The following is a 26,350-nucleotide window of genomic DNA, read 5'->3' as shown; positions in this document are numbered from 1 at the left end:
CCCCACTCCGCTCCGAAACAGCTATATTCAGCAGAAGTTCTGGGTCGCGTAGACCTTTTGATGACCGTCCTCGTTAGCGACGGCGATTCCTATTCCTTCATTCTTCCAGTACCTACGCAGAATGTTTTCACGGTGTCCTGGTGAGTTCATCCACTGACGCACCAAGCCGTACCCAATTCTCGTCTCGTTGCCGTTGTAATCCACAGTCTCACCAGAGTTCGTACGAATGTCGGTATCTGCAAAGGTGTATGCGATATTCTCTGCACCAGTAGCGTATTGTGAACCACTAATCGCAACACGGCAGTCGTAGCCAGCAGCCTCATATCGGTCGCTGAAGTCACTACCGTCTGGTGCGTTGTGTGAAAAGTAACCACGGTCGGCCATGTCCTCACTGTGACCGTCGGCGATATTGTGGAGTTGCTTGTCGTATCTTAGTTGTTGCAGGCCCCGCTCTCGACGGACCTGATTTATTCGTTGGTGAACTGCCCGTTCTACAGCGGTTTCATTGACATTCTCGTCTAAGAAGCCGCCGCCCGAACCCGACGACTCTGCTGGGCCACCGCTGCCATCCGTTTCCTGACCCTCACCAGCTGGTGAGTCTTGTGATTGATTGCTACGGAGAACATCAAAGCCATCGCTCACAACTCCAATAGCAGTCTCCGCCGTGTTGTCGACCGAGGCTATTCCCACAGCACCACTAATTCCACCGAGAATCAACCCAATGGAAAGTAGAATCACACCAAACCGTTTGAGCGATACACTACGACGTAGTTGGGTGGCTGGAACTGACTCTGTAGCCCAACGGATTGCAGGGATTCCTGCTTTCCAACCACACTCATGACATTCGAGGATCCAGTCGCCGCTTTGTCTATAGATATAGTTTCCACAACTTGGACAACTCTGACTCTCGTAGCGTTTTGCGCCACGATTTAGCCAGTACTTGGTTCTGAAAAAGGTCGCAATCAATATCCTCGTGGTTATGAATGCTAAAATTCCAACGCCAATAGAGACAACAATTGAGAGATAGGAAAGAAAAGCAAGATATCCACTGACTGCTCCAAGAGTCAGAGCAGTCAGAATTTGCTTCCAGTACATGCAGAAAAGTATATACTAACTATCCAAGAACTTTCTGAACTTGATTATCTGAAAGCTGGCTATCTTTCAACGTCTAACCTGCTGTCGTCAATGGGTCTGACAGCCACCCAGAGCCTGGGGCTTCTGCCGTATTCTTCGAATACGGATGGCTGTGGTGACAAACGTCAGAAAACTACGACACGCTATTACACCGTCAATTGGAAAATCCCCTCTTTATAATCAGTCGCCAAATTGGGCCACGGATACGGCGGTTGTTCTTTCCTGCCTGTGAGGTAGTCTCGTGTGGCAGGCTGACCGTCGAATCTCAGTTTGAACATCTGAATGAGTTTGTGGGGAGTTAAGTTGTCGGTCGCACCCCTTTCATGTTCGTAGAGACCAATATCACGCGCATTGCGCTCGACCTTGTGATGGATTACGTCTTTTGTAATTTCGTCTCCCCAGCTCGTAGTCGAAATCAGGAGTTGTTTGGAATCAGAATCAGGTCGGATAGCGAGGTATCGGTTCAGTTCCGCTCTCATCTCCTTATCCAGCGGGACCTGAGTGTCACACAATCGTTTTGAATTGCCGCTTCCAGCGCCTATCTCGTTGGTCTCAACGAGTATGAACGGGAACTTTCTCGGTCCTATGGTCGAGGTGAGTTCGCTTTTGCCAGCGCGAAGATAGATATCAGTCACATCAATATTTACTATTTCTTCAACCCCAAGCCCAGTTTTGGCAAGAAGTAATATGACGAGTTTGTCGACAGGATGACCGCACTTTGATACGAGAGTTCTGGCCGTTTCGACTGTCGGTGTCCAACTGGTCGAAGTTGGGTTCACATGTTCAACAGAGAAATTTACATCAGGGTGTGATTTTTCGTGACACTCATAACAGAGCGTTCGGAGGTTCGATAGTTCGTCCTGCCCACCAGCCGCCTTCGGCACAATGTGGTGAACTTGTAGCATCCCAGTTGCACCACAGTTTACGCACTCGTGATCATCAAGTTGGATTCGCTTATTTCTAAGTTGATACCAATCGGTATCTCCCTCATTCCGCATTAACTCAATCCATTGCTGTCAATGAGCAAAAACCTTATTGAGTGTTGTATTCAAGATTTTTTGTCTGAATTATCTTTAAATACTGTGAAAATATAGCGGGATAGCGTGGAGTGTGAGAGCATAGACTACCCTCACCACCCGCCACGGCTTGTCGCCCGCTTCGGATTAATCCGTGTGTGGTGACAATGCAAGAAACTCCCGACCAACCTGTCGGGTAGCCCCATCCACGGCCACACACCTTTAAGTACCATCCCAAATCGAGTACAACCGTTTTCACCGTGGTTGAGGGTGTCGAGCGTGCGGAAACGAAAGTGTCTGACTTAGCACGGTAGGGTTCAGAGAGAATCGTAGCGACGGGAGACCATCGACGGAGATGGGGCTGTCTGCGCAGAAGAATACACCCGACGGAGAATGGACCGACCGTGGTGAGGCATGATTCAGCCCCCAGACAGTGGACAACTACTCGAAGCCGACAACGACGACTGAATCTATTTGTGGGGACTGAAACTCAAAAGTACAGAACGACACCCGCGCCAATGAGGAACAGGACCAGCATCAGCAGCACGAGCCAGTCAGGTAAACCCTGTAGTGGATCGTCTTCAGCCATTGTATCACAGCCCAGGGATATCGCCAAAGCCGCCACTCCCTCCCAAATCGTGCGGTTCGCCAAAGTTCTCACGACGTTTGATAATGAATGTGAATTGTGTCTGATCCATGCCAATCCCTGGGCCTCGATTTTGTGTTAGTTTATTCTCCACCTCTCGCCAGCCGTCCATATCGTCGATTCCACATGCGAGAGCAATCACATACGGATAGTTGTCGGCGTAGTCTTCTAACTGCCCACGCAGTTTCCTCTTTTGCGAGTTGGAGAAATGCCGCTTCATCTCGATACCGACAATGTCGTCGACAACGACATCTCCACGCGAGGTCCCACGCTCTCGACTGACGACATGGTTGCCACCTCCTCCACCTCCACCAGCCATCATATCCAATACTCCACCACCAGACTGCTCATTCAATTGTTCTTCGAGGAATTCAGCAAGTTCGTTCTGGAATTTGCTTTCGTGGCCGTAGTCCTGTGAGGGTCGCCAGGCATCAACAAGATTAAGCACAGTCTGATAGGTTTGATCGTCCTGTCCGAACATGATTATGCGTTTGGACATGAATATAATAAATCTGGGTGACTACGCCCAGCACCCGACACGACCAGTTGCACACTTGGAATCTAACCGAGTGTAGTGACGCGCGCTAGGAAGGGTTATGCAGTCAGGAAGTGAGGCACTGGAAACAGGTAGTCCGATGGGACGTGGTGATAGTGGTCACCCTTCGCTCTGTGGGTCGGTGCGTTTGCGACGAAATGTCGCGGTGCGTATCCGATGAGTCTACATCTGTTTGGGCCGATTCGGTGAGCGAGCGCGTAATAATCCGCCCGTAGCGGTTCGTATGCGTCGACAGTGAGAGCTGGGTCCTCTCGATGTCGACCGACTGTCTTCACATCGATTGTGCCACCCTGGTATACGAGATCGACGCCACCGTCTCCGTCGGCATACAGTTCGGTGTCGAGGCGCTCGGAGATTCCGAGGTGACGGGCGAGCGCGTCCTCCCCGAGCAGTCCCGTGAAATGGTTCGGAGCAGTCCCATATGCGCCGTTCTCGACACGGCGTTTGGCGTGGGCTTCGAGTGCCTGAAACCATCCCCGTGGGATGTCGTAGACAGGGAACTTGTTCAGGGGAATGTCTGCCGCCGAGATGAGCGGCGTCGGTGCTGGCTCTGTCTGTGGCGATACGGTCGCGGACTTCTCGGTGTGATCTTCCGTCATAGTTGTCACTCACGATGCCACCGATTTCTCTCACGGCGAAGGAGTCATGAAGCCCCTGACCGTAGGTCCTCATGATTCCCCGACGCCGAGTGACCCTCGGTGGCGGGGGGTCGCTCACGTTGCGCCGTCGTGTATGGACTCACCGCGGCGCAACCTTCTTCAGCGCATTGACGGCGATGTCTCTCAGTCACTTCTGACTCCAGCAACCCTGCAGCAGGCATCGTGCCCACTTCAACGCGCCACATTCCATGCGAGGTGGGGTGGACAAATAAAACTTCATCCGATTCGGTGAAAGTAAAACGGAAATTTGCCATTTTTGTACGTTAGAGAGTCTGATACTCTGTTATTGCGCCACCCTTCTCTAGTTTATTTATACCAGTATTGGGTTTCTCCGTCTTCCTGAGACGTGAGTCACTGCCGCCATGCTTGAAAGATGTGGCTGATGACCTCTCGTGTACTGCTACATTCATAGATCTCTTGGGCATGTTCCCTCGTCATCTGCAATGCCGTTTGATGAGGAGTAGAAAACCAACGACCGACCAGGGGAATATTTGGTAGTGACTTCAGCAGATAGATTACAGACAGCAATAGCAATCCACTCTGTCGGTGTATGCTATCGTTCCAGATCGCATACCCAATCAATCGAGTTCGGCGTCTCTGATACGTTCGACCACGTACAGCTCGAAGTTCACGGTGTAGCGTTTTATGAACGAACGTGTCTGCACGCATTACCCACACGTATATAACCACTCCACCGACAAGAGTGAGAGGTAATACCTGCGTTACGATAGTTGTCAAACTAAGCTTATTGATAGCAAATCGTAGAAGCGAGTCGTGGGTCAGCAACATCCCCAACGCAATAAGAACTACAGAGATCACCGAGAGATACCACTTCACCGTCTCCCATGCCGAGTCTATCCTGTTAAATAGAGGGTGAGGATCAGTCTCTTGTCCGTACCTCTCGTTGATGATTTCACGCAACTCGCTGTTGCTCTTGTCCGAGAGGTTCTCGCTCACATCATCAATCTCCTGCGCTACGTGAACATAAGTTGGAACAAGGTGTTCGTCACGAATCTGTTTAAATTCCTCAATTGGAAGAAGGGCCGTTACGATGCTGCGCTTTGTCTCGTTAGACAGTGCGGTCTGGTTGAGATGAGCCTGGTGTTTTGCTGAACGGCTCGACATTAACCCCATTTCGTCTTAGCAACTGAAAAACATATCCCAGCAATCAATGAGTGTCCTGACGGCAGCACGTAATAACTCATGGTGTCAACGTGTCCAAAGTACTCGCTGTGCGGTTAACAGTACAGAATTCAATTTCAATACTGTTTTGTTGGCCAAATTTTATTCCAGCTTAGTTTCCAGTAAATCACATGGGAGATGGCTATCCCTCTGACTGGGACAGTCGACGAAAGGCTGTATATCGGAGGGATGATTATCAGTGTCGTAACTGCGGTCGCCAAGGCGGACCACACGGTGACGCAGAACTCCACGCTCACCACATTGTTCCAAAGTCTAAGGGTGGGAGCGACGAGCTATCGAATTTGGCGACACTCTGTGGCGAATGTCACAATGAGGCTCACCTACACGACATCAACGACAGAAAGAATGAGGAAGATGACGGACTGAGTGATCATGTCGAGGAACTTGCTGCAGAACTTGGTGTAAGTCGGCCAGAGATTAGAAAGGATCTTGAAAATCTAACATCGTATTCTGTCCCTATTCCTGAGGCTAAAAAAAGCGTGCGTCGAAAGCATACTCCTAAGCACAAATGCGAAACGGAGGAATCCTCCAATATTAATTCAGGCAATCGTTCTTCAGAATCAGAGCAAAATGAGTCTTCTCGGAAGCATACGGGTATGCCGCACACTTGGCCAGGACCTGAATGGAACTCCAGTAAGGCCTTAGATAGTAACTCCACCTCTACTAAAACAAATAGTTCAAACAAAGGCTCTACTCAAGGAGAAAAATGGAACTTCAGATGGGAAGACACGAAACAGTCATCTCGATCTTCTAATTCGGGTTCAAAAACGTCCTCATCAACCAAAATAGGGTCATCTCAGAATACCCCATCTGAAACAGATTTAGACATGGAAATGATAGAGGCAGAACTTGATAGGCATCCAAATTTAGGAGTCGCGCCCTGGCACTTTAAAGATGATCTTCCACTAAAAACAGAAGGCAAACATCAACCCTCAAGCGAAGAAATTTCAGGGGCAACTATATCTAAGCAATCGGACTCAAACGCAGAACCTGATCAGGAATCTTCGGAAGAGCGGGAGCACAATTCACTTCTAAAAGGAATTGTAAAAGTTGTAGTTGGGTTAGCTCTCCTTTCTGGAGCTCTTCGTTTCATTACGTTTCTCTTCCAACTGGCTATGTAACGAGGTCTAACTATCACAATTCTGCCCGTTATATACACCGCGGCGCAACCTTTCTCACAGCGCGTCGACAGACACACCTCTATCTTACTGTGGACTCCTACAACATCGCAGCGGGCATCACGCCCACTTCAACACGCCGTGGCATATCGGAGGGCAGGGGGCGGCAAAAACGTTTGTGTCAGTGCGCTCCTGACCTAATGCCAGTTCTACTGTACGATTACATACTCGCCCGAATGATGTTCAAATCGGTGAGTTCGTTGGAGTCATCTGCGAAGTTGTTGTGCCGCCACGGCAGGAATCGCGCCTACCGTCGGACGGACCACTCGGCACCCAACGGCTACACCCCTTTAAGTACCATCCCAAATCGAGTACTACCGTTTTCGCCGTGGCTGAGGGTGCCGAGCGGCTGGAAGCGGAAATATTCGACTTACTACGGTAGGGTTCATAGCAGAACCGTACCGACGGGGGGAGCCACGACGGAGATGATACTGCCGACGGAAGAACACACCCGTCGGAGGAACGGACCCGACGGGGACCGATGCAGTGCGAAGCAACTCAGTGCCTACGGAGCGTCGGCCTCTAACGGCTCGAACGCCACGGGACGGGAGTTGATAGTTACCTTCTCAGGACCGCCACCACTGTTGTCAATGTCCTCGGGAACGGCATACGTCTCGTCGTCGTCCTCACCGTCCTCACCCCACCAACCTTGTGAGGCGTTCACAAGGTGGGGGAACACCGACTGGTCGGGCCGCCACTGTCGGATACCCGTCGCCCACAATAGGGCGAAGAACCGCATCGGTCCCCTATCGGACTGGAGGACGTTCGGGACGCTCGGGTTTGACCTCTCCCCGTCGTCGGGACCGAACCCACCGAGATACTTCGTCATCTCGCGGGGGAGCGCCGTTGCCAGCGGGACGCCGTCAGGGTCGCCGTCGTACTCACGTCGTGCGGGGTTGTGCCGTACTTCGACGGCGTCGGGACCGTGGTACCGTGGTCGGGCCTGGTCAACCGCTCGAACGTGGGCATCCACGGCGGGGTAGATGTCCGTCTCCCCGACAACACCCTCGGGGTCATGGACCCACAGGGCGTCATGCAGGTGGGCATACCCGTTGCTGTGGGGTTCCAGCACCGAGAGACGGGCGTAGGTCAGGCCGTGATGGTCCGCGATGTGCCGCTGATACGCGGCGTATACGGCGCTGTTTCCGTCGAGGAGGTCCGCGAGATGGTCGGCAGGTGGCTGTGGTTGGCCGTTCTCACCGAATGCTCTCGCACGTCTGACGACGTGGACAGTCGTCACGTCTTCGCCCCAGAGCTTGCGGGCGGCACGGTCTACGCCAAGAGTTCGTCCGTGTCGGTCCTTCGCTGCTTCCTCGGTGAAACGGTGGCTGCTCGGGCGAACACCCTTCTCGTCGAACCACGTATCTGCGGCCTTCTGCTGCCGCCAAATATAGTCCTCGAAGGCATCGATTACGTCTGACCATGACTTTGCTCGCCCTTTCTCCGTCGCCGCCTCCTCGCGGAGATTGACGCCGTCCCGCGCCGAGAGATACTGGTCCTCGATGCTGTCGGCGTGAGTGTCGGGTCGGATTCGCTGCTGGTCGGGATCGACATACGGGGACGAATCCCGCTGCCCTCGCCGCTGTGCCCGTCGCTTTGCCGCCTTCGCCTGACTCAGTGAAATCTCCTGCATCGTCGTCAGTCTGCGGCGGCTCCGCTTTCATCCGCAACTCGGCGGGCCAGGTCCTCGTCACCTTCTTCGAGGTCGTCAACCTCGTTCACGAGCCGTTCCCACTCCTCGATGTCAATGGGCGGCTCGCCGTCATATTCCTCGAATATCTCGGCCAGTTTCTCCTCCAAGAAGATGCCTCCCGCTGCATGAATGATACTGTGGACAGTCGCAGAAATGACCGCCATATTCTCGGGGACATCGATAGGATGGGGAGCCCCAGCCTCGTGGTGGACTACTGTCTCGTCGGCGAAGATGTCGCTGGTGCTGAAAATGTACTCACCATCGACATTCTCGGCCAGCAGTGCCACCAATTGGTGTTCGTAGAATCGGATGCGTCCACTGTCACCATCGGGGACGTGGTACAGTCGTTTACCGTCGTCGCGGGCCGTCGTCACCGAGACGCACCGCCCCGACTCCTGGGCGGCGACTATATCATCACGAGTTTCAATGCCGAACTGGCGGAGCCATCGGCTTATTGTGGACGGTGAACAGCCCAACACCTCAGCGCACTCGGCCACAGTAAGGCCGTTCTCGACGTAGAGGCGTCGGAGTAGGCCATCGTCCTTCCACGGCTCTGCGCCATGCTCAAGGGTCGTTCGGCTGGTATCGATGCTACTCAACGAAGGGGTATCTTCCTCGACACTCATGTTTACGGGACTCTACCGACACCGAGTGGATGGAGCCTTGCAGATTACGAAGGTTTTATATCGAAGTCCTCGAAAAGTTAGGTACATAGCAAAGTCGCACCCTTTCGCCTGCGTCAACAGGCGGAGGACCACGCCACCCCATTCTCTCTGCCGATAGATTGTTGTATAATTGAACCTGCCGTGTATTAAAGGTTTGGTGGAAATTTGAAACCAAGTTACATACTGTTACCTGACGCCTGCTTGCGATTTACTTATCGGGTCTGTTTAACCAACTTCAAAGTTGATTAGTTTCGGGCGTACTTATCTGAAAAATTCAGGTTTTAGCGCGTGCGAGAATCTGCGTTCAGACAAACCAAGCGGCAATATTTACGACATGGGGACAGGCTTTTATGCTGAATATCGCCAAATTTCTATGTAATCACAATCACTCGGAGCCTATCCGATAAGCAAGCTCCCCGCTGTCGAGTCCGCTGCAATACGGACATGAAACACCCCGAGTCCGCTGGTCGGTGTCGTGATCAGGCCAGCATACCTGACTCACGGCTAACCCACAAATTACCACGTTTCCCTGTGGGTCACGACCTCTCCCCAACGACTACGAGGGATGCAGGACAGGGTCTACAAGGCAGGTAACGGTACCAAGGAACATTCCCTTACAAAGGTGATATCTCCCCTTCTTACCGCATTTTGGGGGAGAGTCCGTCTTTACCGCATAGTACCTTAGGTACGGTGAACTACGTGTACTACGGTGTATACCGTAAGGAGTGTTGAGTCGGGGCTGAACTGGGTTAGACGTCGTCCAGATACTGCCGTCGGAGGTCTGCCCGTTCCTCCTCAGTGCGTTTGTCGTAGTGCCTGTCAAGTGTGTCCTGTGAGACGTTCATCCTGTCCGAGACCACTCGCTCGGGAACGTCCTGCTTCAACCAGTGCGTGATTGAGCCACGTCGCACGTCGTGGGGGCGAGTGTTGTGTGGGCATCCGACCGATGCATCGTAGCTGGCGGTGTATTCGCACTCAGAAGGGTCCTTCCCGCTCGGGCACTCCTGACCGTGTTCGCAGGGGCAGGTCACACGGTACACTCGCTTCGGGAGATAGCGTCGGTGCATCCGCCCGTGGACGCTGCTGAACAGTGGCTCCCGTCCATAGTCGTCCGTGGCATCGGTTCGCTGGTGGTCGACGTAGTCGCGGACCACACGCATCGTCTCGGGTGGCAACGCCACGATGCGCTCACCGTCCTGTCCGTTCTTCAGTCTCGTCCCGCTGTCGGGTCTGTGACGGACGTGAATCTGGTTTTGCTCCCAGTCGATGTCTCCAACGTCGAGACTGTGCAAGCCGCCCAGACGTGCGCCCATCTCCCACATGAGGAGAAACAGGACGTGGTCGAGGCTGGCGTAATCGAACCGTTCGAGGTGGTCGAGGATTGCCTCTGCGCGGTCTTGCGAGAGGTACGTGTCCCGTTCGTTCTCTCCCTGTTCAAGCGTCGGGACAGTAATTTTCTCGGGAATGGTGTCGGGGACAGCGTCGATGGTCACACAGAACTGCATGAACTGGCGCAGGTCCGAGAGATTCGAACGGAGTGTGACTTTGTTGATGCCGTCCTTGCGCCAGTTACGATATCGATGGATGTCACGGCCGCTGATGTCGTTGAGGTCGGTCACACGTGGCTCGTTGCCGTTATCTTCCCCCTCACACCAGCGGACAAAGAAGCCGAGGCGGTACTCTTTGGCTTGCACAGTGTTCGGTGAGAGTTCACCGCGACACTCTTGTAGGTACATTTCCAACGCTTCACGTGGTTCGATGGGTTCGAGATCGTATCCCGTCATTTCCAATCACCGAAGTCCATGAGCGGGAATCGTGAGCACCAGACCGATTGGTTCGAGACACGTGGACAGGCGGGACCACAAGTCATCTGTCACGTCGACATGGACTGTTTCTACGCGGCCTGCGAGCGCCTGCGCGAGCCAGCACTCCGCGGCCAGCCCCTCGTCGTCGGCATGGGGTACGAACCCGGGACCACGAACGGCGCGGTGGCGACGGCGAGCTACGAGGCACGGGCGTTCGGCGTGGAGTCGGCGGAGGCCATCTCGGCCGCTCTGGAGAAACTCCCCCGCAAGATCGACGCGGTCGACGACCCCTCCATGGACGTCGAGGAAGCGGGCTTCTACAGACCCGTCGACCTGGACTTCTACGACGAAGTCGCGAGTGAGGTCAAGGACATACTCCACGACGAGGCCGAGACGGTCCGGGAGGTCAGCATCGACGAGGCGTACCTCGATATCACGGACCGGGTCGGCTGGGAGGACGACCCCGAGATGTTCGCTCGGCGCGTCAGGGAGCGCATCGACGACGAGGTGGGCGTGACCGCCAGCGTCGGCGTCGCGCCGACGATGAGCGCGGCGAAGGTCGCCAGCGACCACGACAAACCCGACGGGCTGGTCGTCGTCGAACCCGGCGAGGTCAGGCGCTTCCTCGCACCGCTGGACGTGGAAGACGTCCACGGTATCGGCCCGGTGACGGCCGCAGAACTCCGGGAGATGGGCGTGCGGACGGCCGGCGACCTGGCGGCGGCGGACCCGTCGGTGCTCGGTGAGAAGTTCGGCGAGCGCGGCCGGGAGGTCCACCGCTACGCCCGCGGCGAGGACGACCGCACGGTAACGCCCAAAGGAGAGCCAAAGAGCCTCTCCCGCGAGTCCGCGTTCACCGAGCCCACCGCGGACAGCGAGCGAAAGCGCGAGCGAATCCGACTGCTCGCAGCCGACGTCGCCGAGCGCGCGTCCCGCGAGGGCGCGCTCTACCGGACCATCGGCGTCAAGGTGGTCGTCCCGCCGTTCGACGTCAACACGCGGGCGCGGTCGCTTCCGGGCCCCGTGGAGGACGCGGACCTCGTGGAAGCGGTCGCGCTGGAACTGCTCGGTGAGTTCGCGGACGAACGGGTCAGGAAACTCGGCGTCCGCGTCTCGAACCTCTCCTTTGCCGACGGGGACCAGACGAGCCTGACGGGGTTCGACGCCGACGGCGAGGCAGAGGGCGCGAGCGACGACCGGTCGACGCCGGAGGCTGGGGACTCCGCGGGACAGCGGTCCCTGACAGATTTCGAATAATCAGTTGACGCCGCTCTCCAGGTTCTCGAGGAGTTTGCCGACGAAGAGTCCGAGCCGCGGCGAGATGTCGTCCGGGTCGGTCGCCTCGGCCGGCTGTGCGGCGAGCGTCTGGACGAACCGTTCGGAGTGTGTCATCGCCTGCATCATGTCGACCACGTCGACCGTGAGTCCCTCGTCGGAGGTGTCCATCGCCGGGTGACGCTCCTTGGCCTCCTCGGAGTAGGTTATCGTCCAGGACGGGCCGCCCACGACCGCGAGCGCGTCCGCCACCGGGCCGATCTCCAGCGGGCCCTCGGGCGAACCCACGTATATCGTGTCGTCGTCGACGACGGTATCGTAGCGTGGCATGGTGGACGGAACTGGCGTCCTGACGGCCGATAGCACCGCGACCGACGTAAGCGCACGGGTCGTCTCGTCCCCGGGACCCGGCTCAGGCCGGCAGGTAGTTGTCGAGCGTGTAGACGGTTCCCGCCGCGGCAGCGCCCGACCCGAGACCGGCCAGGATGCCGTTGACGACGATGGTGCCCCACTGCGCCGACGCGAGTCCGGGACTGACCGCCCCGACCAGGCTGGCGGTCGTGTCCGCGCTCGACAGCAGCGACTGCGGAATCGAGGGGCCGAGCAGGGAGATGAGCGTCGAGGAGACGACGACGATGATGAGTCCGCCGGCGAACATCCCGGCCCCCGCCGTCGCGAGTTTCGCCTGCTGGTCGTCTGCCATCCGCGTCGCGACGAGGACGCCGACGAGGATAGCGAGCGCAAACGCGATGAAGGGCGCGAGTTCGGTGCTCATGTACGAGACGATGACCTCGTGTGTCGTGGAGATGCCGGCGTTGAGTTGCTGAACGGGTGACGCGGCAGTCGACGTCCCGGCTCCGGCCTGGAACTGGCCGGCGGCAGCGGCCGCCTGCCGGGCGGTCTGCGTGGCGGCCGGCAGCACCGGGAACCCGCCGATTTTCATCACCAGAATCATCATCACGCTGAACGCCGCCCCACCGACGGCGCTCAGGATGGCGATACCCTTCAGGAAGCGCTGTGGCCCCGGCCGCTGCAGCGCGTCTATCGGTGACTCGCCACCGGCCTGTGGCGGCTGCCCGTACTCCGTCGACCGGGACTGCCCGCTCTCCGGTCGGCCGTCCCGAGTCTGCTCTGATACGTCGTTCTCGTCTGGCTGCTTGCCTGACCCTGACATCACCGGTCACTGATACATTACAGCCTGATAAATCTATACAAAAATACGTGTCAGGTAAATTTTGAAAGGGCAGGTCATCCGTCGGCGGCTCGCCAGAGGTACAGCGCGGCGTAAGAGCGATAGGGGCGCCATGGCTCCGCCCGCTCGACCATATCGTTTCGTGACATGTCTGAATCAGCAACCTGCCACATCCCCTTTCGGACGCCCAGGTCCTCGACGGGGAACACGTCCGGACGGCCGAGACAGAACAGACAGAACATCTTCCCGGTCCACGGCCCGATGCCGCGTATCTCCCCGAGTTCCGCCAGGACGTCTTCAGTCGACAGGTCGGCGAAAAAGTCGCGGTCGTAGTCCCGCTGCTGGAAGCGCTCGGCGGCCGCCCGCACGTACTCGACTTTCGCAGCCGAGAGGCCGGCATCCCGGAGTGCGTCTTCGTCGGCTGCGAGCACCGCCGCGGGCGTCACCTCGAAGCGCTCGAACACCCGCTCGCGGATGGCGGCCGCGGCGTCCATCGACACCTGCTGGCGGATAATCGAGACGACCAGGCGCTCGAAGAGGTCGTCTGCCGGTTCGAGTGCGAGCGGGCCGTGTTCCGCGACCAGCGGGGCGAGTGTGTCGTCGGACGCGAGTGCGTCGGCTGCCTCCCGGTGCATGTCCGGACCGAGGGCCCGGGGGGTGATGTAGGCGACGCTATCAGCACTGACTTACCGGGGAAGCGCCGAGGGTGCGTATGCGCATTGCCGACCGGCACACGGTCGAGGGTGGCCGCGAGCGGTACACGCTCGTCCCCGAGAGCCTGGACGACCTCTGGCACCTCGCACACGTCATCGAGCCCGGGGACCGGGTGGCCGGCGACACGACGCGTCGTATCCAGCGCAACGACGAGCAACTCCGGGACACCGGGGGCGAGCGGGAACACATCTGGGCCGAACTGGAGGTCGAGGACGTCGAGTTCGCGAAGTTCGCCAACCGCCTGCGGGTCAGCGGCGTCATCGCCGAGTGCTCCCGCGAGGACCAACTGGGCCACCACCACACCATCAACGTCGAGGACCACGAGGAACTGGAAATCGAGAAACGCTGGAAACCCGACCAGCGCGAGCGAATCGAGGACGCCGTCGAGGCGACAGAGAACCCGGACGTCGCCATCGCCACCGTCGAGGAGGGCGAGGCCCACGTTCACACCGTCGCCCAGTACGGCACGGAGGAGCGCGCGACCATCACCGCACCCACCGGCAAGGGCGAGTACGCACGCCCGCGCTCGGAGCTGTTCGCGGAGTTGACCGACGTGCTCCGCCGGCAGGACGCCGAGGCAATCATCCTCGCCGGGCCGGGCTTTACGAAGCAGGACGCGCTCGCGTACATCCGGGACGAGGCACCCGAGGTCGCAGAGAAGATAACGACAGTCGACACCAGTTCGGTCGGCGACCGCGGCGTCCACGAGGTGCTGAAACGCGGGGCCGTCGACGAGGTCCAGCGGGAGACCCGCATCGCGGAGGAGTCGGACCTCATCGACGCGCTGATGGAGGCCATCGCCGAGGGCGCGAAGGTCGCCTACGGGCCGGAACAGGTGGCGAAAGCCGCCGACTTCGGTGCCATCGACCACCTGCTCGTGCTCGACGAGGCGCTCCGGGTCGAACGCGGCGGCGAAGCGGAGTGGGACGTCGACGCCGACGAGATACTCGAGACGACCGAACAGAAGGGCGGCGAGGTGACCGTCTTCTCCAGCGAGTTCGCCCCCGGCCGACAGCTCTCGAACCTGGGTGGCATCGCAGCCCTCCTGCGATATCGCCTGGAGTGACAGACCCACGCGGTAGAAATCGGCGAAACGGTTTTTTGTACTGCAATCCTCGTTCCGCCAGCACGACGGAGTGTCGGTCACAGAATGTCACCTGACGAACAGAGCGAGCGGCGTGCAGACGGGTCCAAGACCGCCCGGACCGTCGGCCAGCTCGTCAAGTACAGCCGCGAGGTGAACAAGAGCCGGACCGTCGACGAGGTGGCGACGTACGCACTCGAAGCCGCGTTCCACGTCATGGACGGCCATCCCTCTCCGACGGTCACTGAGGTCCGCCAGGGTGACCTCTGTGTGCTGGAGACCATGGCCGCCGGCGTCGAGACCGGCGGAGAGCCGAGCGCAATCGCACGGCGTGCCTACGAGAGCGGGAAGACGGTCGTGCTACCCGGGAAGGGAATCCCCGTCGAGTACGCGACCGAGGACACGCTGGTCGTCTCGCCCGACCAGCTGGACACCAGGCCGCCCGCCGACGAGTTGACTATCGCGTCACCGACGGTCACCACCGACGACGTCGGCGAAATCGGCGTCGTCATGACGATCCGCTGGCCCTCGGTCGAGTCCGTCGCATCCCACCACGTCAAGCCGGTCGAGTACCTCGCGGACCACGTCGCGACGGCCATCCAGAACATCCGCTCGCGGGAGCGCCTGGAGCGAGCGCGCAACGACCTCGCCAGGCGAAAGGAGATGATAGAGGTCTACGACCGGTTGCTGCGGCACGACCTCGGGAACGACCTCCAGGTCATCACCGGGTACTCCGACGCGCTCGTCAGGACGGTCGAGGACGACGACCAGATAGCCGAGTACGTCGACAAGATTCACACGACCGCGGTCAGCGCGGCCGACCTCATCGACCGCGTCGGGGACCTGGTGAAGACCCTCGAAGAGGAGGAACAACCCGAAGCGCGACCGCTCCGGCCGATCGTCGCGGACGTCGTCGAGACGGTCGACGCAAAGTTCCCCGACCTCACGGTCCAGTGCGACGCCGGGGACTTCGACTACGAGGTCTTCGCTGGTGACCTGCTGGACTCGATTTTCACGAACATCCTCTCGAACGCTGCCGTCCACAACGAGGACCCGGTCACTGTCGACGTCTACGCCGAGGAACCCGCCCCCGACACCGTCGTGGTCGGGTTCGCGGACGACGGCACCGGTGTCCCCGAAGAAATCCGCGACGAGATATTCGCGATGGGCGAGCGAGGCCCAGACAGCGACGGCACGGGTCTCGGCCTCGGCCTGGCGCGCGCACTCACCGAGTCCTACGGGGGCGACATCGCGGTGCGGACCAGCGACGCCGGCGGCGCTGACTTCAGGGTCAGGCTGGACTGGCCCTAGTCCGAGATGTCGAGCGTGAGGCCGTCGCGGGCCATCCGGACGTCCCCGTCGTAGTGGCTCCCCAGCGACTGCAACATCTCCTCGTGCTTGCCGTCGGTGTGGGGGTAGAGGTGGGTGAGGTAAATCCGACCGAGGTCGGCGTCTGCCCCGGCCAGGGTCTTCCCGAGGGAGGCCGGCGTCGGGTGGTTCGAGACGTCCACCTCGTCCGGGAACGAGCAGTCGTGGACGAACACGGCCGACCCGTCGGCGAACTCCACCAGTTCCTCGAAGGCCTCGCTGTCACCGCTGAACGTGATGGGACCGGCCTCGGCTGGCGCTTCGAACCGGTACGCGAGACAGTACATGGAGTGGCGCGTCTCCATCGCGGCCACGTCGAAGCCGGCGACGTCGTGTGGGTCCGACGCCGGGGTCGGGTCGAGTTCGCGCACCGTGAGGTCGATGCGCTCGTGCATGTAGTCGTGGACGTCGAGCAGGCCCTCCACCAGGTCGCGGGTTCCCGCCGGGCCGGCGATGGTCAGCGTCTCCTCGCCGGCCAGCCAGCGGGCTTTCATCAGCGGCAGTACGTCGGAGACGTGGTCAATATGGTGGTGGGTCAACAGCAGGGTGTCGACGCCCTCGTAACCCGTCGGGGTCCGCGCGAGCCCGTGAAGCGCGCCGCTGCCGCAGTCGACCATGAGCGTCGACGTCTTCGATTCGAGCAGAAGCCCCGTCTGGAAGCGCTCGCCGGTCGGCATCGCGCTCCCGGTGCCGAGGAATGTGAGACGCATATCCGCAGTCTCGACGGGCCGACGGAAAGGGTTGTCCACGGAGCCTGGTCCGAACAATGATATGCCAGCGCGTCGGAGCCACACCAACGGCCGTCTATGTCACAGCGGAGCTACAACCACGCGCGAGTGCAAGAGTACTGGAAATTCGTCTGGAACAGGGACGAGACCTACCGACTCGACGACGACGCAGTCGACCCGACCTACGTCCTCGGGATGTTCCCCTACACCTCCGGGAACCTCCACATGGGTCACGTCCGGAACTACGCGATTACGGACGCCTACGCCCGGTATCGCCGGATGAACGGCGACGACGTCCTGCACCCGATGGGCTGGGACGCCTTCGGCCTGCCGGCGGAGAACGCCGCCTACGAACGCTTCACCGACCCCGAGTCCTGGACAGAGGCCTGCATCGCGCAGATGCGCGAGGAGATGGAGGACATGGGCTTTGGCTACGACTGGTCGCGGGAGATAACGACCTGCGAACCGGAGTACTACCGCTGGAACCAGTACTTCTTCCGCGAGTTCTACGAGGCCGGCCTGGTCGAGTACGAGGCGGCGACGGTGAACTGGTGTCCCGACTGCGAGACGGTGCTGGCGGACGCGCAGGTCGTCGAGGACGGAGCGACCCCGGACGGGGCACAGGGAGACGGCGGAGCCGTCGACGTCTGCTGGCGCTGCGAGACGCCGGTCGGCCAGCGTGAACTCGACCAGTGGTTTTTCACCATCACCGACTACGCCGACGAACTGCTGGCGGGCCTCGATGACCTCGACGGCTGGCCGGAGAGCGTCAAGGAGATACAGCGCAACTGGATCGGCAAACGGGATGGCGCGCGCGTGAGTTTCGAGGTGGCCGACCACGGTGAAGTGGACGTGTTCACCACCCGACTCGACACCGTCTGCGGCGCGACGTATCTCGCCGTCGCACCCGGGCACGAGGTTGCCCGCGACATCGCCGAGGCGGACGAGGCCGTCGCCGAGTACGTCGAATCCGTCCGGCAGGGTCAGGACAGCCGCAGCATGTCCGGCGTCGAGACGTCGGCGACCGCGACGAACCCGGTCACCGGCGAGGAGCTTCCGGTGTACGTCGCTTCCTACGTCCTCGACGACGTGGGGACTGGTGCGGTCATGGGCGTGCCCGCACACAACGAGCGCGACCACGCGTTCGCGCTGGAACACGACGTCGACATCGTGCAGGTGGTCGAACCCGTCGACGGCTCTGCCGACGGGCTCCCAGCCCAGGCGTACACCGACGAGGGGATGCTCACCGGCAGCGGCGAGTACGACGGCCTGGCGAGTTCGGCCGCCAGGGAGCGCCTGCTCGAAGACCTCGATTCGGCAGAGCCCGACGAGACCTACCGCCTCCGGGACTGGCTCATCTCCCGCCAGCGGTACTGGGGGACGCCGATTCCGGTCGTCCACTGCGACGACTGCGGGCCGGTGCTGGTCCCGGAGGAGGACCTGCCGGTCGAACTCCCGGAGTTCGTCCAGACGACGGGCAATCCGCTTGCGGACAGCGACGAGTTCGTCTACACCGAGTGCCCGGACTGTGGCGAACCCGCGCGACGGGAGACGGACACGATGGACACCTTCGTCGACTCGTCGTGGTACTACCTCCGCTTTCTCTCGCCGGACCTCGACGACGCCCCCTTCGAGGCGGACCGTGCCCACGACTGGCTCCCCGTCGACGTCTACGTCGGCGGCGAGGAACACGCAGTGCTCCACCTGCTGTACATCCGGTTTTTCACCCGCGCGCTGTCGGACCTCGGCCTGCTCGACGCCGAGGAACCCGTCCAGCGGCTCATCAACCAGGGGACGGTGCTGTACGACGGCGAGAAGATGTCCAAGACGAAGGGTAACGTCGTCAATCCCCACGAGTACGGCGCGGAGACGACGCGGCTGTTCGTCCTCTCGGCGGCCCACCCCGAACAGGACTTCGAGTGGACCGCCCGCGAGGTCAGCAGTTCCTACGACCTCCAGCAGGAACTCTTCGAGATGGTGCAGTCGTTCACCGACGGCGGGGAGCGTCGCGAGACGAGCGAGGCCCACGACGAGTACGTCGCCCGCGAGATAGACCGGACCATCGCCGCCGCGACGGAGGATTACGACCGCTTCCGCTTCCACCAGGTCGTCAACGAGATACGGACGCTGGCGGGGCTGTTGCGCCAGTACCGGGAGTTCGACACGCCGAACGAGGAGGTGTACCGCCGCGGACTGCGCGTGTTGACGCGGTTCGTCGCACCGCTGACGCCGTACCTGGGCGAGGAACTGTGGAACATGCTCCGTGGTGGCGGTCTCGTCGCCAACGCCGACTGGCCGGAGCCCGACCACGACAGCGAGAACTTCAGCATCGAGCGCAGTCTAGTCCGCACGCTGCGGGCGGACGTGCGCGACATCTTCGACGTGGCCGACATCGACGACGCCGAGGAGATAGAACTCGTCGTCGCGCCGGCCTGGAAGTTCGACGCCTACGAGATGGCCCGCGAGGCCGAAGACGGCGATGCCCTCGTGGGCAAGATAATGAGCGATGAGGAGATACAGGAACACGGCTCTGCCGCGCAGTCCTACGCCGAGGACCTGGACGCGCGCCGTCAGCAACTCGAACCCGTCCTCGCTCGCGACGACGAGTACGAACTGCTCGACAGGGCGGCGTGGCTGCTCGAAGACGAGTTCGGCGCGGCGGTGACGGTCAGGAAGGGCGAACCCGACGAGGAACTGTCCGGGAAGGCACGGCCGGGTAAACCCGCGGTCCACATCCAGTAACAGGCCGGTCCCGGGAGGTCTCGCACACTCGGAGCGGGTCGACAGAGCGGTCTCCCGTCACCGGTCGGCTTTTTACGCCCGTGTACAGAATACACAGTACATGAGAGACGCGCCAGAGACAGACGAACTGTTGCCGCCGGACCGTACCCTGATGGGTCCGGGCCCCAGCAACGTCCATCCGCGCGTGCTGCGCTCGATGGCGACGCCGCTCGTCGGCTACCTCGACGACTACTACGTCGAGGTCATGAACGACCTCCAGGAACTGATGCGGTACGTCTTCCAGACCGACAACGAGTACACCTTCGCCGTCAGCGGAACCGGGACCGCCGGCATGGAGACAGCCTTCTCGAACCTGCTTGAACCCGGGGAGACGGTACTCGTCCCGTCGAACGGGTACTTCGGGGAGCGGATGGGTGCCGTCGCGGAGCGCGCTGGCGCGGACGTCGTCTCCGTCGACGCGCCGTGGGGCGAACCGCTGGACCCCGCCGACGTGGAACGGGCCGTCGAGACGGAAGACCCCAGCGTCGTCGGCGTCGTCCACGGCGAGACCAGCACCGGCGTCAAGCAACCGCACATCGACACCATCGCGGACATCGTCCACGACAACGACGGCTATCTCGTCGTCGACACCGTCGCTTCCCTCGTGGGCAACGAGTTCCACACAGACGAGTGGGGCGTCGACGTGGTCTACACAGGGTCCCAGAAGTGCCTCTCCGCGCCGCCGGGCGTCGCCCCGATAACGTTCAGCGACCGTGCCGCGGAGAAGGTCAAGCGCCGCGAGGAACCCGTTCGGTCGTGGTACCTGGACCTGACCGGCGTCTGGGAGTACTGGGGCGACGAGCGGAATTACCACCACACGGGGCCGGCGTCGACGAACTACGCGCTCCGGGAGGCGATGCGGATGGTTGCCGGCGAAGGCATCGAGAACGTCTGGGACCGGCACCGGCGCGTCGCCGGCGCGATAAAGGCCGGCGTCGAGGCGATGGGCGCACCGCTGCACGTCGCGGAGGACTACTGGCTCCCGACGCTGAACCCGGTCGAAGTCCCGGACGGCGTCGACGATGGCGCAGTCATCGAGCGCATGATGGACGACCACGGCATCGAGATAGTCGGCGGCCTCGGTGCGCTGGAGGGCGACATCTTCCGCGTCGGCTGTATGGGCAACTCGGCCCGCCCCGAGAACGCGATGCAGTTCGTCTCCGCGTTCGGGTCGGTGCTGGCAGCGGAGGGTGCCGACGTTGACCCCGAAGCCGGTGTCGCAGCGACGAGCCGCGTATTGGGCGAGTGAGTGCTTGAAACGGCAGCTTTCGTCCGTTCGCATCTGGCTCCCAACGGGAGTGTTCTGGTAACCGACCGTCTGGCAGGTATCGTCCCCGCTCTGTCCGGCGGTTTGGCCGCGGCCTGTCACGCATGACAGATATGCAAGGGTTTATGCTGTGTGGTACGCATACACACACCACTCCTTCCGGGGGAGACCGACCGTATGAAACTCGGAAACAAGTGTACCGTCTGTGGCGAGCGGGTCGGGGCCGACGAAGTGGTTCGGTGTGACGACTGTGGTAACGAGATGCACAGCCCGTGTACCGACTTCGAAACCAAGTACGAGTGCAAGCAGTGCGGGTCCGAACTCTGGATAGGCGCTGTCGAGTTCTGAGGGCGACGCGCCCACCAGAGTGTTGCGTTTTCATTTTTCACCCCGCGCACCAAACCCACAAGAGGCTCGGGACCTGAATCCCAGCCAGTTACTGCCATGAGTCGCGGACGCGACCTGCTCGCCGAGCAGGACCTGGCGGTCGACGCCGATGCGGTGGAGATAGACGACGGCGACGTCCTGGACCTTCTGGAACCGGCCGTCCGCGAGTGGTGGGTCGAGCAGTTCGGAGAGTACGTCCCCGGCAACGGCGGTTTCTTCACGCCACCGCAGAAGGAGGCCATCCCGCTCATCCACGAGGGCGAGAACGCGCTCATCTGCTCGCCGACTGGCAGCGGGAAGACTTTGGCGTCCTTCTCAGGCATCATCAACGAACTCTTCCGCCGGGAGAAGGCCGAGGGGCTGGACAACGCCGTCTACTGCCTGTACATCTCGCCGCTGAAGTCGCTGGCCAACGACATCCACCGCAACCTGGAGGTGCCGTTGGAGGGCATCACCGAGAAACTCGACGCACGCGGCGAGGACGTCGAGATACGCCACGCCATCCGCCACGGGGACACGCCCGACAGCGAGCGCCAGCGGATGCTTTCGGAGACGCCCCACATCCTGAACACGACGCCGGAGACGCTGGCGATACTGCTGAACTCACCGAAGTTCAAACAGAAGCTCGAATCCGTCGAGTACGTCATCGTCGACGAGATACACAGCCTCGCCGAGAACAAACGGGGCACGCACCTGTCGGTGTCCCTGGAGCGACTGGAGGCGATGGCAGAGACGTCGCCGACGCGAATCGGTTGTTCCGCGACGGTCGAGCCGCTGGAGACGATGGCGGAGTTTCTCGTCGGCCGTCGGGAACCCGGCGGCGACCCGCGCGAGTACGAACTGGTCGACACGCGCTTCGTCCGCGAGTTCGACATCGAACTAACCTGTCCCGCGGACGACCTGATTCACACGCCGTCGAACACCGTCAACGAGCGGTTCTACCGCCAGTTGCACGACCTGATTCGGGACCACACCAACACGCTGGTGTTCACGAACACCCGCTCCGGTGCCGAGCGCGTCCTCCACAACCTCCGCGAGCGGTTCGGGGACTACGACGAGGACAACTCCGGCTGTCACCACGGTAGCCTCTCGAAGGACCGCCGACAGGCCATCGAGGAGCAACTGAAAGCGGGCGACCTCGACGTGGTGACGACCTCCACGTCGCTGGAACTCGGCATCGACATGCCCCACCTGGACCTCGTCGTGCAGGTCGGGTCCCCGAAGTCCGTCGCCTCGCTGCTCCAGCGGGTCGGCCGGGCGGGCCACCAGCTCGGCGAGACGGTCACCGGACGGGTCATCGCGCTGGACCGGGACGAACTCGTCGAGTGTGCGGTCATGCTGAAGAAGGCGGAGGAGGGGTTCGTCGACCGCGTGTTCGTCCCGGAGAACGCACAGGACGTGGCCGCCCAGCAGGTCTACGGGATGGCGATAAACGGGCCGCGACCGGAGCGGGAGGTTGTCGACATACTCCGGAGCGCGTACCCCTACCGGAATTACAGCGACGACGACCTGGAACAGCTGTTCCGGTACCTGACGGCGGACTACGACGGGATGGAGGAGAAGAACGTTTACGCGAAGATATGGCGGGACGCGAACGACCCGCCGGACGGCGAGCACCACTACGAGGAGTACGAGGTGGGGCAGCGACTCGTCGGCAAGCGCGGCCGGATGGCGCGGGTCATCTACATGACCAACATCGGGACGATTCCGGACTCCTTCACCTGCGACGTGTTCACCCGCAGCAGCGACGAGTGGGTCGGACAACTCGACGAGGAGTACCTGGACACCCTGGAGAAGGGCGACGTGTTCGTCCTCGGCGGCGACCACTTCGAGTTCGTCTACCGGCGCGGGTCGAAGGTGTACGTCGACCGGACGGCCGCGCGTCCGACGGTCCCCTCGTGGTTCTCCGAGCGCTTGCCGCTGTCGTACGACCTGGGTCGGGAGATACTGCAGTTCCAGCGGGAACTCGTCGAGCGCCTGCGCAACGGCGGGAAAGCCGAGGTCCGCGTCTGGCTCAGAGAGTTCCCTCTCGACGAGAACAGCGTCCAGGCGGTGGCGCGGATGTTCGACGAGCAGGTCCGCTACGCCGGCCTCGACAGCGTGGCGACGGACGACAGGCTCGTCATCGAGGAGGAGCGCGACCACGACGAGTACGAGCGCCACTACTACGTCCACTCCAACTATGGCCGGCGGTTCAACGACGGCTTCTCGCGGTTGCTGGCCTACCGCTGTGCCCAGGTCGCCAACGCCAACGTCAAAGTCGCCGTCGCGGACCACGGGTTCACGCTCTCGATGCCGCTCAACCGGAAGGTGGATATCGCCGGCATCGTCGCGGACCTCTCACCCGGCGAGGTGCGCGAGGACCTGCGAGCCAGTCTGGACGGGACCGACCTGCTGGACCGCTACTTCCGCATCAACGCCACGCGGTCGCTGATGATTCTGAAACGGTACAAGGGCCACGAGAAGTCCGCCAGCCAGCAGCAGGTCAGCAGCGACATGCTGCTGGGGTTCGCCGAAGACCTCGACGACTTCGCCGTCATCGAGGAGACCTACCGGGAGATTCTGGAGGACAAACTCAACGTCGCCGGCATCGAGTCGGTGCTCGGGGAACTGGAGTCCGGCGACCTGGAAGTGGTCGCCAAGCGCGTCGACTCGCCGACCCCGCGGGCATTCGGCCTGGCGACGCTGATGGCGAGCGACGTGGTGCTTGCCGAGGACGAGTCCGCGGTCCTTCAGGAGTTCCACCGGCGCGTCCTCGACGAGATAGAGGGCGAGGGCGGGCAGACGACGGACGACGCGATTGCGTCGGAGTAGATGCAGGGACAGGAGCCGTCAGCGTGCCGAGGTCACGGTCGGCGCGAGGTCTGGTGACCGTTTACACCAGCAACGTACTCAGCGCGCCCGGGACGACGAGGACCCGACTGCCGGGTTCGATGGCGTCCTCGACGGCCGGTGTGGCGTGCATCAGACAGTCCTCGACGATGTCGGGGTGCTGGCTGTTCGTCATCCAGATGTCGTGCTCGCGCAGCGTCCTGGCGACGACGAACGCCCGCTGTGCGCCGGGTTCGTACCCCTGTCGCATCTCCTCGTAGAGCGCGTCGGCCGACTTGGCGGTCGAGAGCCGCTCGTAGAACCGTCTCTCGCCGGTACCCTCCCCCGCACCCTCGGGTAAGGCTGCCGGGACGACGACGCGTCCGCCCTCTCCCAGCGGGTTGTGCGCTCCGAGGACTACGTACGTCGCGGCCCGCGTCGCCTGGTAGAGGTTCGCGTCCTTCGGCGCGCCCACCCCCGCAATCACGGCGTCGTACCCGTCGTCGACCGCGACAGACAGCGCCTCCCGGGCCGTCGCGGCGAGGTCGGCGACGACCGCTCGCGGGTCGCCCGCGCTCGCGCCCATGATGCCTGCGGGACCGTGCGTGACGTTCAGGCTGAACTCCAGTCCGACGACGTCCCCCGCTCGGTCGACGAACTCGCGGAAGGGATTGTCCTCGATACGCCCGAGTCGCACCCCGTCCCGGGCGAGCATCTCCGGGCCGTGTGAGTAGCGAATCTGCGATTCTCCGCCAGCGCCGATGACGACGGTCTTGGCACCGCCGGAAAAGCCCGCGTACTGGTGGGGCTCGACCATGCCGGTCGCGAGCACCACGTCCGCTGCGGCGACGCGCTCGTTCAGTTCGATGGTGCAGCCGTCGACGGTCCCAGCCTCCACCGTCGCGGCCGGGTCGTGGTTGACCGCGAGGTCGGCGTGCTCGCCCAGCGCGACCTCGATTTCGGCGTCTGTCATCGGGCGGTGGAGGCCGAGGCCGAGCACGACGGTGACCTGCTCCCGGACCACGCCTGCCCGCGACAGTTCGTCGAGCAAAACGTCGAGCAGCACGTCGTCCGGCGTGGCCCGGGTCACGTCAGTGACGACGACGGCGACGGTGTCGTCCGGGTCGACCCGGGAGGAGAGCGGCAGTCCGTGCGGGTCCGCGACCGCCTGCTCCGCTGCCGTGCGCACGTCGACCGCTTCGCCGCCGGCCGGTTCGCAGACGGTCACGTCGCAGTCGGGAAGGTCGACGCTGACCTGTCCGTCGCCGAGTGGAACGTCCATACGGAGGGTCGAGTACCCACCGACAAAAACGTCCCGCGTGGAAGCCTAGCCGGCGTTGACCAGACCGAGGGCGCCGGGGAGCAGCAGTGCACCGCCAATCATGACTCCCCCAGCGGTGACGACTGCCAGCGGGTGTCCGACCGCGAGCGCGAGCGCGTAGGTGCCGCCCAGAAGCGCCAGCCCTGCCGCGACGAGCACCACGCTCGGCCCAAGCCCGTCCACTGTCGGCAGTTCGTCGACGTCGACCGTGGCGAAGACGGCGGTCGCACCCAGTGCGCCGCCGAAGGTAAAGAGCGGGTCCGGTCCGGACTCCGTCACGGCGACGGCGAGGACTGCAATTACGCTCCCTGTCGCTGCTGCCAGCGTCCGTCGGCGGTACGGGGTGTACCAGAGCGCGGCGACCACGGCGAGGCCGACGGCGTGGCCCACCACCACGTCACCGAGGTAGTGGACGCCGATGACGACCCGCGAGAGCCCGACGAGAGCGACGAGGGCGGCGAGTCCAGCCACGACCTTGCGGTTCCTGAGTCGGGCGTCGACTGCCACGAGACCCCCGTAGACGACGGTCGCGCCGATGGCGTGCCCGCTCGGGAACCCGTAGGACTCCGTCTCGGGTGCGACAGCCTGGACGGCCGCTGGTGGGCGCGGTTGCGCGAGACCGTTCTTCAGGAATATCGTCAGCGCGACCGCGACGAGCGCGAACCCGACGAGCAGCGCGGGACTGCGGCGGTCGTCGGCAAGCCAGTAGTAGACGGCGACGATGGCGAGCAGGAACGGCGGGTCGCCGAGGTGGGTCAGGAGCGCGAAGAGTTCGGTGACCGCTGGCGGGGCGAGGTCCCGGACGACGTCGCTGAGTCCACGGAGCCGAATCACGTCTGGTGGTTCCCTCCGAGTGCAAAAGTCGCT

The 26,350-nt window shown here is 61.6% G+C and carries 21 protein-coding genes and 2 pseudogenes; 9 read left to right on the top strand and 14 right to left on the bottom strand.

Annotated features, from left to right (window positions below; all coding sequences use genetic code 11):
* Positions 1 to 27 precede the first annotated feature (27 nt).
* The 5 genes from WDJ57_RS01730 to WDJ57_RS01710 form a co-directional block, all read right to left on the bottom strand.
* Positions 28 to 1,095, bottom strand: a complete 1,068-nt coding sequence (locus tag WDJ57_RS01730; RefSeq protein WP_338903312.1) for a CAP domain-containing protein — start codon at positions 1,093 to 1,095, stop codon at positions 28 to 30.
* Between the two features lie 185 nt (positions 1,096 to 1,280).
* Entirely contained in the window at positions 1,281 to 2,132 is an 852-nt protein-coding gene (locus tag WDJ57_RS01725) for an HNH endonuclease (RefSeq protein WP_338903309.1), read from the bottom strand.
* Between the two features lie 611 nt (positions 2,133 to 2,743).
* On the bottom strand, positions 2,744 to 3,277 hold the full coding sequence (locus tag WDJ57_RS01720; RefSeq protein WP_338903307.1) for a hypothetical protein: 534 nt from the start codon (positions 3,275 to 3,277) through the stop codon (positions 2,744 to 2,746).
* A 113-nt stretch (positions 3,278 to 3,390) separates the two neighbouring features.
* On the bottom strand, positions 3,391 to 3,951 hold the full coding sequence (locus WDJ57_RS01715) for a hypothetical protein (protein ID WP_338903304.1): 561 nt from the start codon (positions 3,949 to 3,951) through the stop codon (positions 3,391 to 3,393).
* A gap of 411 nt (positions 3,952 to 4,362) precedes the next feature.
* On the bottom strand, positions 4,363 to 5,136 hold the full coding sequence (locus WDJ57_RS01710) for a hypothetical protein (RefSeq protein WP_338903302.1): 774 nt from the start codon (positions 5,134 to 5,136) through the stop codon (positions 4,363 to 4,365).
* A 188-nt stretch (positions 5,137 to 5,324) separates the two neighbouring features.
* Here WDJ57_RS01710 and WDJ57_RS01705 point away from each other — a divergent pair.
* Positions 5,325 to 5,474, top strand: a pseudogene (locus tag WDJ57_RS01705) (HNH endonuclease); the annotation flags it as partial.
* 102 nt (positions 5,475 to 5,576) lie between these two features.
* Positions 5,577 to 5,708 (top strand): annotated as a pseudogene (locus WDJ57_RS01700) (DeoR family transcriptional regulator); the annotation flags it as partial.
* Between the two features lie 1,189 nt (positions 5,709 to 6,897).
* Here the strand turns inward: WDJ57_RS01700 and WDJ57_RS01695 are convergent.
* From WDJ57_RS01695 to WDJ57_RS01685, 3 genes are all read right to left on the bottom strand, one after another.
* Complete coding sequence (locus WDJ57_RS01695) at positions 6,898 to 8,025, bottom strand: hypothetical protein (protein WP_338903299.1); 1,128 nt, start codon at positions 8,023 to 8,025, stop codon at positions 6,898 to 6,900.
* A gap of 5 nt (positions 8,026 to 8,030) precedes the next feature.
* Complete coding sequence (locus WDJ57_RS01690; protein WP_338903296.1) at positions 8,031 to 8,711, bottom strand: helix-turn-helix domain-containing protein; 681 nt, start codon at positions 8,709 to 8,711, stop codon at positions 8,031 to 8,033.
* 788 nt (positions 8,712 to 9,499) lie between these two features.
* A complete protein-coding gene (locus tag WDJ57_RS01685; RefSeq protein WP_338903294.1) occupies positions 9,500 to 10,444 on the bottom strand; it encodes a tyrosine-type recombinase/integrase in 945 nt (314 codons plus the stop codon).
* A 108-nt stretch (positions 10,445 to 10,552) separates the two neighbouring features.
* Here WDJ57_RS01685 and dinB point away from each other — a divergent pair, with 108 nt between their 5' ends.
* Positions 10,553 to 11,812 carry a DNA polymerase IV gene (gene dinB, locus WDJ57_RS01680; protein ID WP_338903292.1) on the top strand — a complete coding sequence of 420 codons (1,260 nt, stop codon included), beginning with the start codon at positions 10,553 to 10,555 and terminating at the stop codon, positions 11,810 to 11,812.
* Here the strand turns inward: dinB and WDJ57_RS01675 are convergent, their stop codons facing one another.
* The 3 genes from WDJ57_RS01675 to WDJ57_RS01665 all read right to left on the bottom strand — a co-directional run bounded on the left by WDJ57_RS01675 (position 11,813) and on the right by WDJ57_RS01665 (position 13,657).
* Entirely contained in the window at positions 11,813 to 12,160 is a 348-nt protein-coding gene (locus tag WDJ57_RS01675) for a hypothetical protein (RefSeq protein ID WP_338903290.1), read from the bottom strand.
* Positions 12,161 to 12,242: 82 nt separating this feature from the next.
* The gene (locus tag WDJ57_RS01670; protein WP_338903288.1) at positions 12,243 to 13,004 is read right to left on the bottom strand and encodes a hypothetical protein; all 762 of its coding nucleotides are present in this window, start codon (positions 13,002 to 13,004) and stop codon (positions 12,243 to 12,245) included.
* A 74-nt stretch (positions 13,005 to 13,078) separates the two neighbouring features.
* The gene (locus WDJ57_RS01665) at positions 13,079 to 13,657 is read right to left on the bottom strand and encodes a DNA-3-methyladenine glycosylase family protein (protein WP_338903286.1); all 579 of its coding nucleotides are present in this window, start codon (positions 13,655 to 13,657) and stop codon (positions 13,079 to 13,081) included.
* 77 nt (positions 13,658 to 13,734) lie between these two features.
* Here WDJ57_RS01665 and WDJ57_RS01660 point away from each other — a divergent pair, with 77 nt between their 5' ends.
* Both WDJ57_RS01660 and WDJ57_RS01655 read left to right on the top strand, forming a co-directional pair.
* Entirely contained in the window at positions 13,735 to 14,802 is a 1,068-nt protein-coding gene (locus tag WDJ57_RS01660; protein WP_338903284.1) for an mRNA surveillance protein pelota, read from the top strand.
* Positions 14,803 to 14,886: 84 nt separating this feature from the next.
* Positions 14,887 to 16,131, top strand: a complete 1,245-nt coding sequence (locus WDJ57_RS01655; RefSeq protein ID WP_338903282.1) for a sensor histidine kinase — start codon at positions 14,887 to 14,889, stop codon at positions 16,129 to 16,131.
* Here the strand turns inward: WDJ57_RS01655 and WDJ57_RS01650 are convergent.
* Positions 16,128 to 16,898 carry an MBL fold metallo-hydrolase gene (locus tag WDJ57_RS01650; RefSeq protein WP_338903280.1) on the bottom strand — a complete coding sequence of 257 codons (771 nt, stop codon included), beginning with the start codon at positions 16,896 to 16,898 and terminating at the stop codon, positions 16,128 to 16,130. The two genes, WDJ57_RS01655 and WDJ57_RS01650, sit on opposite strands and share 4 nt — an antisense overlap.
* A gap of 96 nt (positions 16,899 to 16,994) precedes the next feature.
* On the opposite strand from WDJ57_RS01650, the gene leuS reads away from it, so the two are divergent.
* The 4 genes from leuS (at position 16,995) to WDJ57_RS01630 (ending at position 24,165) form a co-directional block, all read left to right on the top strand.
* Complete coding sequence (gene leuS, locus WDJ57_RS01645; protein ID WP_338903278.1) at positions 16,995 to 19,658, top strand: leucine--tRNA ligase; 2,664 nt, start codon at positions 16,995 to 16,997, stop codon at positions 19,656 to 19,658.
* Between the two features lie 100 nt (positions 19,659 to 19,758).
* Positions 19,759 to 20,946, top strand: a complete 1,188-nt coding sequence (locus WDJ57_RS01640) for a pyridoxal-phosphate-dependent aminotransferase family protein (RefSeq protein ID WP_338903277.1) — start codon at positions 19,759 to 19,761, stop codon at positions 20,944 to 20,946.
* Positions 20,947 to 21,141: 195 nt separating this feature from the next.
* Positions 21,142 to 21,312, top strand: a complete 171-nt coding sequence (locus WDJ57_RS01635) for a hypothetical protein (RefSeq protein WP_338903276.1) — start codon at positions 21,142 to 21,144, stop codon at positions 21,310 to 21,312.
* A 96-nt stretch (positions 21,313 to 21,408) separates the two neighbouring features.
* Positions 21,409 to 24,165 carry an ATP-dependent helicase gene (locus WDJ57_RS01630; protein ID WP_338903275.1) on the top strand — a complete coding sequence of 919 codons (2,757 nt, stop codon included), beginning with the start codon at positions 21,409 to 21,411 and terminating at the stop codon, positions 24,163 to 24,165.
* Between the two features lie 61 nt (positions 24,166 to 24,226).
* On the opposite strand, the gene WDJ57_RS01625 is transcribed toward WDJ57_RS01630, so the two are convergent.
* Both WDJ57_RS01625 and WDJ57_RS01620 read right to left on the bottom strand, forming a co-directional pair.
* On the bottom strand, positions 24,227 to 25,444 hold the full coding sequence (locus tag WDJ57_RS01625; RefSeq protein ID WP_338903273.1) for a lactate racemase domain-containing protein: 1,218 nt from the start codon (positions 25,442 to 25,444) through the stop codon (positions 24,227 to 24,229).
* A 45-nt stretch (positions 25,445 to 25,489) separates the two neighbouring features.
* Positions 25,490 to 26,317: a phosphatase PAP2 family protein gene (locus tag WDJ57_RS01620; protein WP_338903272.1), complete on the bottom strand. Its 828-nt coding sequence runs from the start codon at positions 26,315 to 26,317 to the stop codon at positions 25,490 to 25,492.
* Positions 26,318 to 26,350: the final 33 nt, after the last annotated feature.

Source organism: Salinibaculum sp. SYNS191 (assembly GCF_037338445.1).
Taxonomy (GTDB): domain Archaea; phylum Halobacteriota; class Halobacteria; order Halobacteriales; family Haloarculaceae; genus Salinibaculum; species Salinibaculum marinum.
Note: the sequence above shows the minus strand (reverse complement) of the source record. Positions and strands in the feature narration are given on the sequence as shown.

Bases quoted from the DNA above. Each gene is read 5' to 3' on its own strand.
- WDJ57_RS01730 (WP_338903312.1), bottom strand. From the start codon at position 1,095: ATGTACTGGAAGCAAATTCTGACTGCTCTGACTCTTGGAGCAGTCAGT.
- WDJ57_RS01725 (WP_338903309.1), bottom strand. From the start codon at position 2,132: ATGCGGAATGAGGGAGATACCGATTGGTATCAACTTAGAAATAAGCGA.
- WDJ57_RS01720 (WP_338903307.1), bottom strand. From the start codon at position 3,277: ATGTTCGGACAGGACGATCAAACCTATCAGACTGTGCTTAATCTTGTT.
- WDJ57_RS01715 (WP_338903304.1), bottom strand. From the start codon at position 3,951: ATGACGGAAGATCACACCGAGAAGTCCGCGACCGTATCGCCACAGACA.
- WDJ57_RS01710 (WP_338903302.1), bottom strand. From the start codon at position 5,136: ATGTCGAGCCGTTCAGCAAAACACCAGGCTCATCTCAACCAGACCGCA.
- WDJ57_RS01695 (WP_338903299.1), bottom strand. From the start codon at position 8,025: ATGCAGGAGATTTCACTGAGTCAGGCGAAGGCGGCAAAGCGACGGGCA.
- WDJ57_RS01690 (WP_338903296.1), bottom strand. From the start codon at position 8,711: ATGAGTGTCGAGGAAGATACCCCTTCGTTGAGTAGCATCGATACCAGC.
- dinB (WP_338903292.1), top strand. From the start codon at position 10,553: ATGAGCGGGAATCGTGAGCACCAGACCGATTGGTTCGAGACACGTGGA.
- WDJ57_RS01675 (WP_338903290.1), bottom strand. From the start codon at position 12,160: ATGCCACGCTACGATACCGTCGTCGACGACGACACGATATACGTGGGT.
- WDJ57_RS01670 (WP_338903288.1), bottom strand. From the start codon at position 13,004: ATGTCAGGGTCAGGCAAGCAGCCAGACGAGAACGACGTATCAGAGCAG.
- WDJ57_RS01665 (WP_338903286.1), bottom strand. From the start codon at position 13,657: ATGCACCGGGAGGCAGCCGACGCACTCGCGTCCGACGACACACTCGCC.
- WDJ57_RS01660 (WP_338903284.1), top strand. From the start codon at position 13,735: ATGCGCATTGCCGACCGGCACACGGTCGAGGGTGGCCGCGAGCGGTAC.
- WDJ57_RS01655 (WP_338903282.1), top strand. From the start codon at position 14,887: ATGTCACCTGACGAACAGAGCGAGCGGCGTGCAGACGGGTCCAAGACC.
- WDJ57_RS01650 (WP_338903280.1), bottom strand. From the start codon at position 16,898: ATGCGTCTCACATTCCTCGGCACCGGGAGCGCGATGCCGACCGGCGAG.
- leuS (WP_338903278.1), top strand. From the start codon at position 16,995: ATGTCACAGCGGAGCTACAACCACGCGCGAGTGCAAGAGTACTGGAAA.
- WDJ57_RS01640 (WP_338903277.1), top strand. From the start codon at position 19,759: ATGAGAGACGCGCCAGAGACAGACGAACTGTTGCCGCCGGACCGTACC.
- WDJ57_RS01635 (WP_338903276.1), top strand. From the start codon at position 21,142: ATGAAACTCGGAAACAAGTGTACCGTCTGTGGCGAGCGGGTCGGGGCC.
- WDJ57_RS01630 (WP_338903275.1), top strand. From the start codon at position 21,409: ATGAGTCGCGGACGCGACCTGCTCGCCGAGCAGGACCTGGCGGTCGAC.
- WDJ57_RS01625 (WP_338903273.1), bottom strand. From the start codon at position 25,444: ATGGACGTTCCACTCGGCGACGGACAGGTCAGCGTCGACCTTCCCGAC.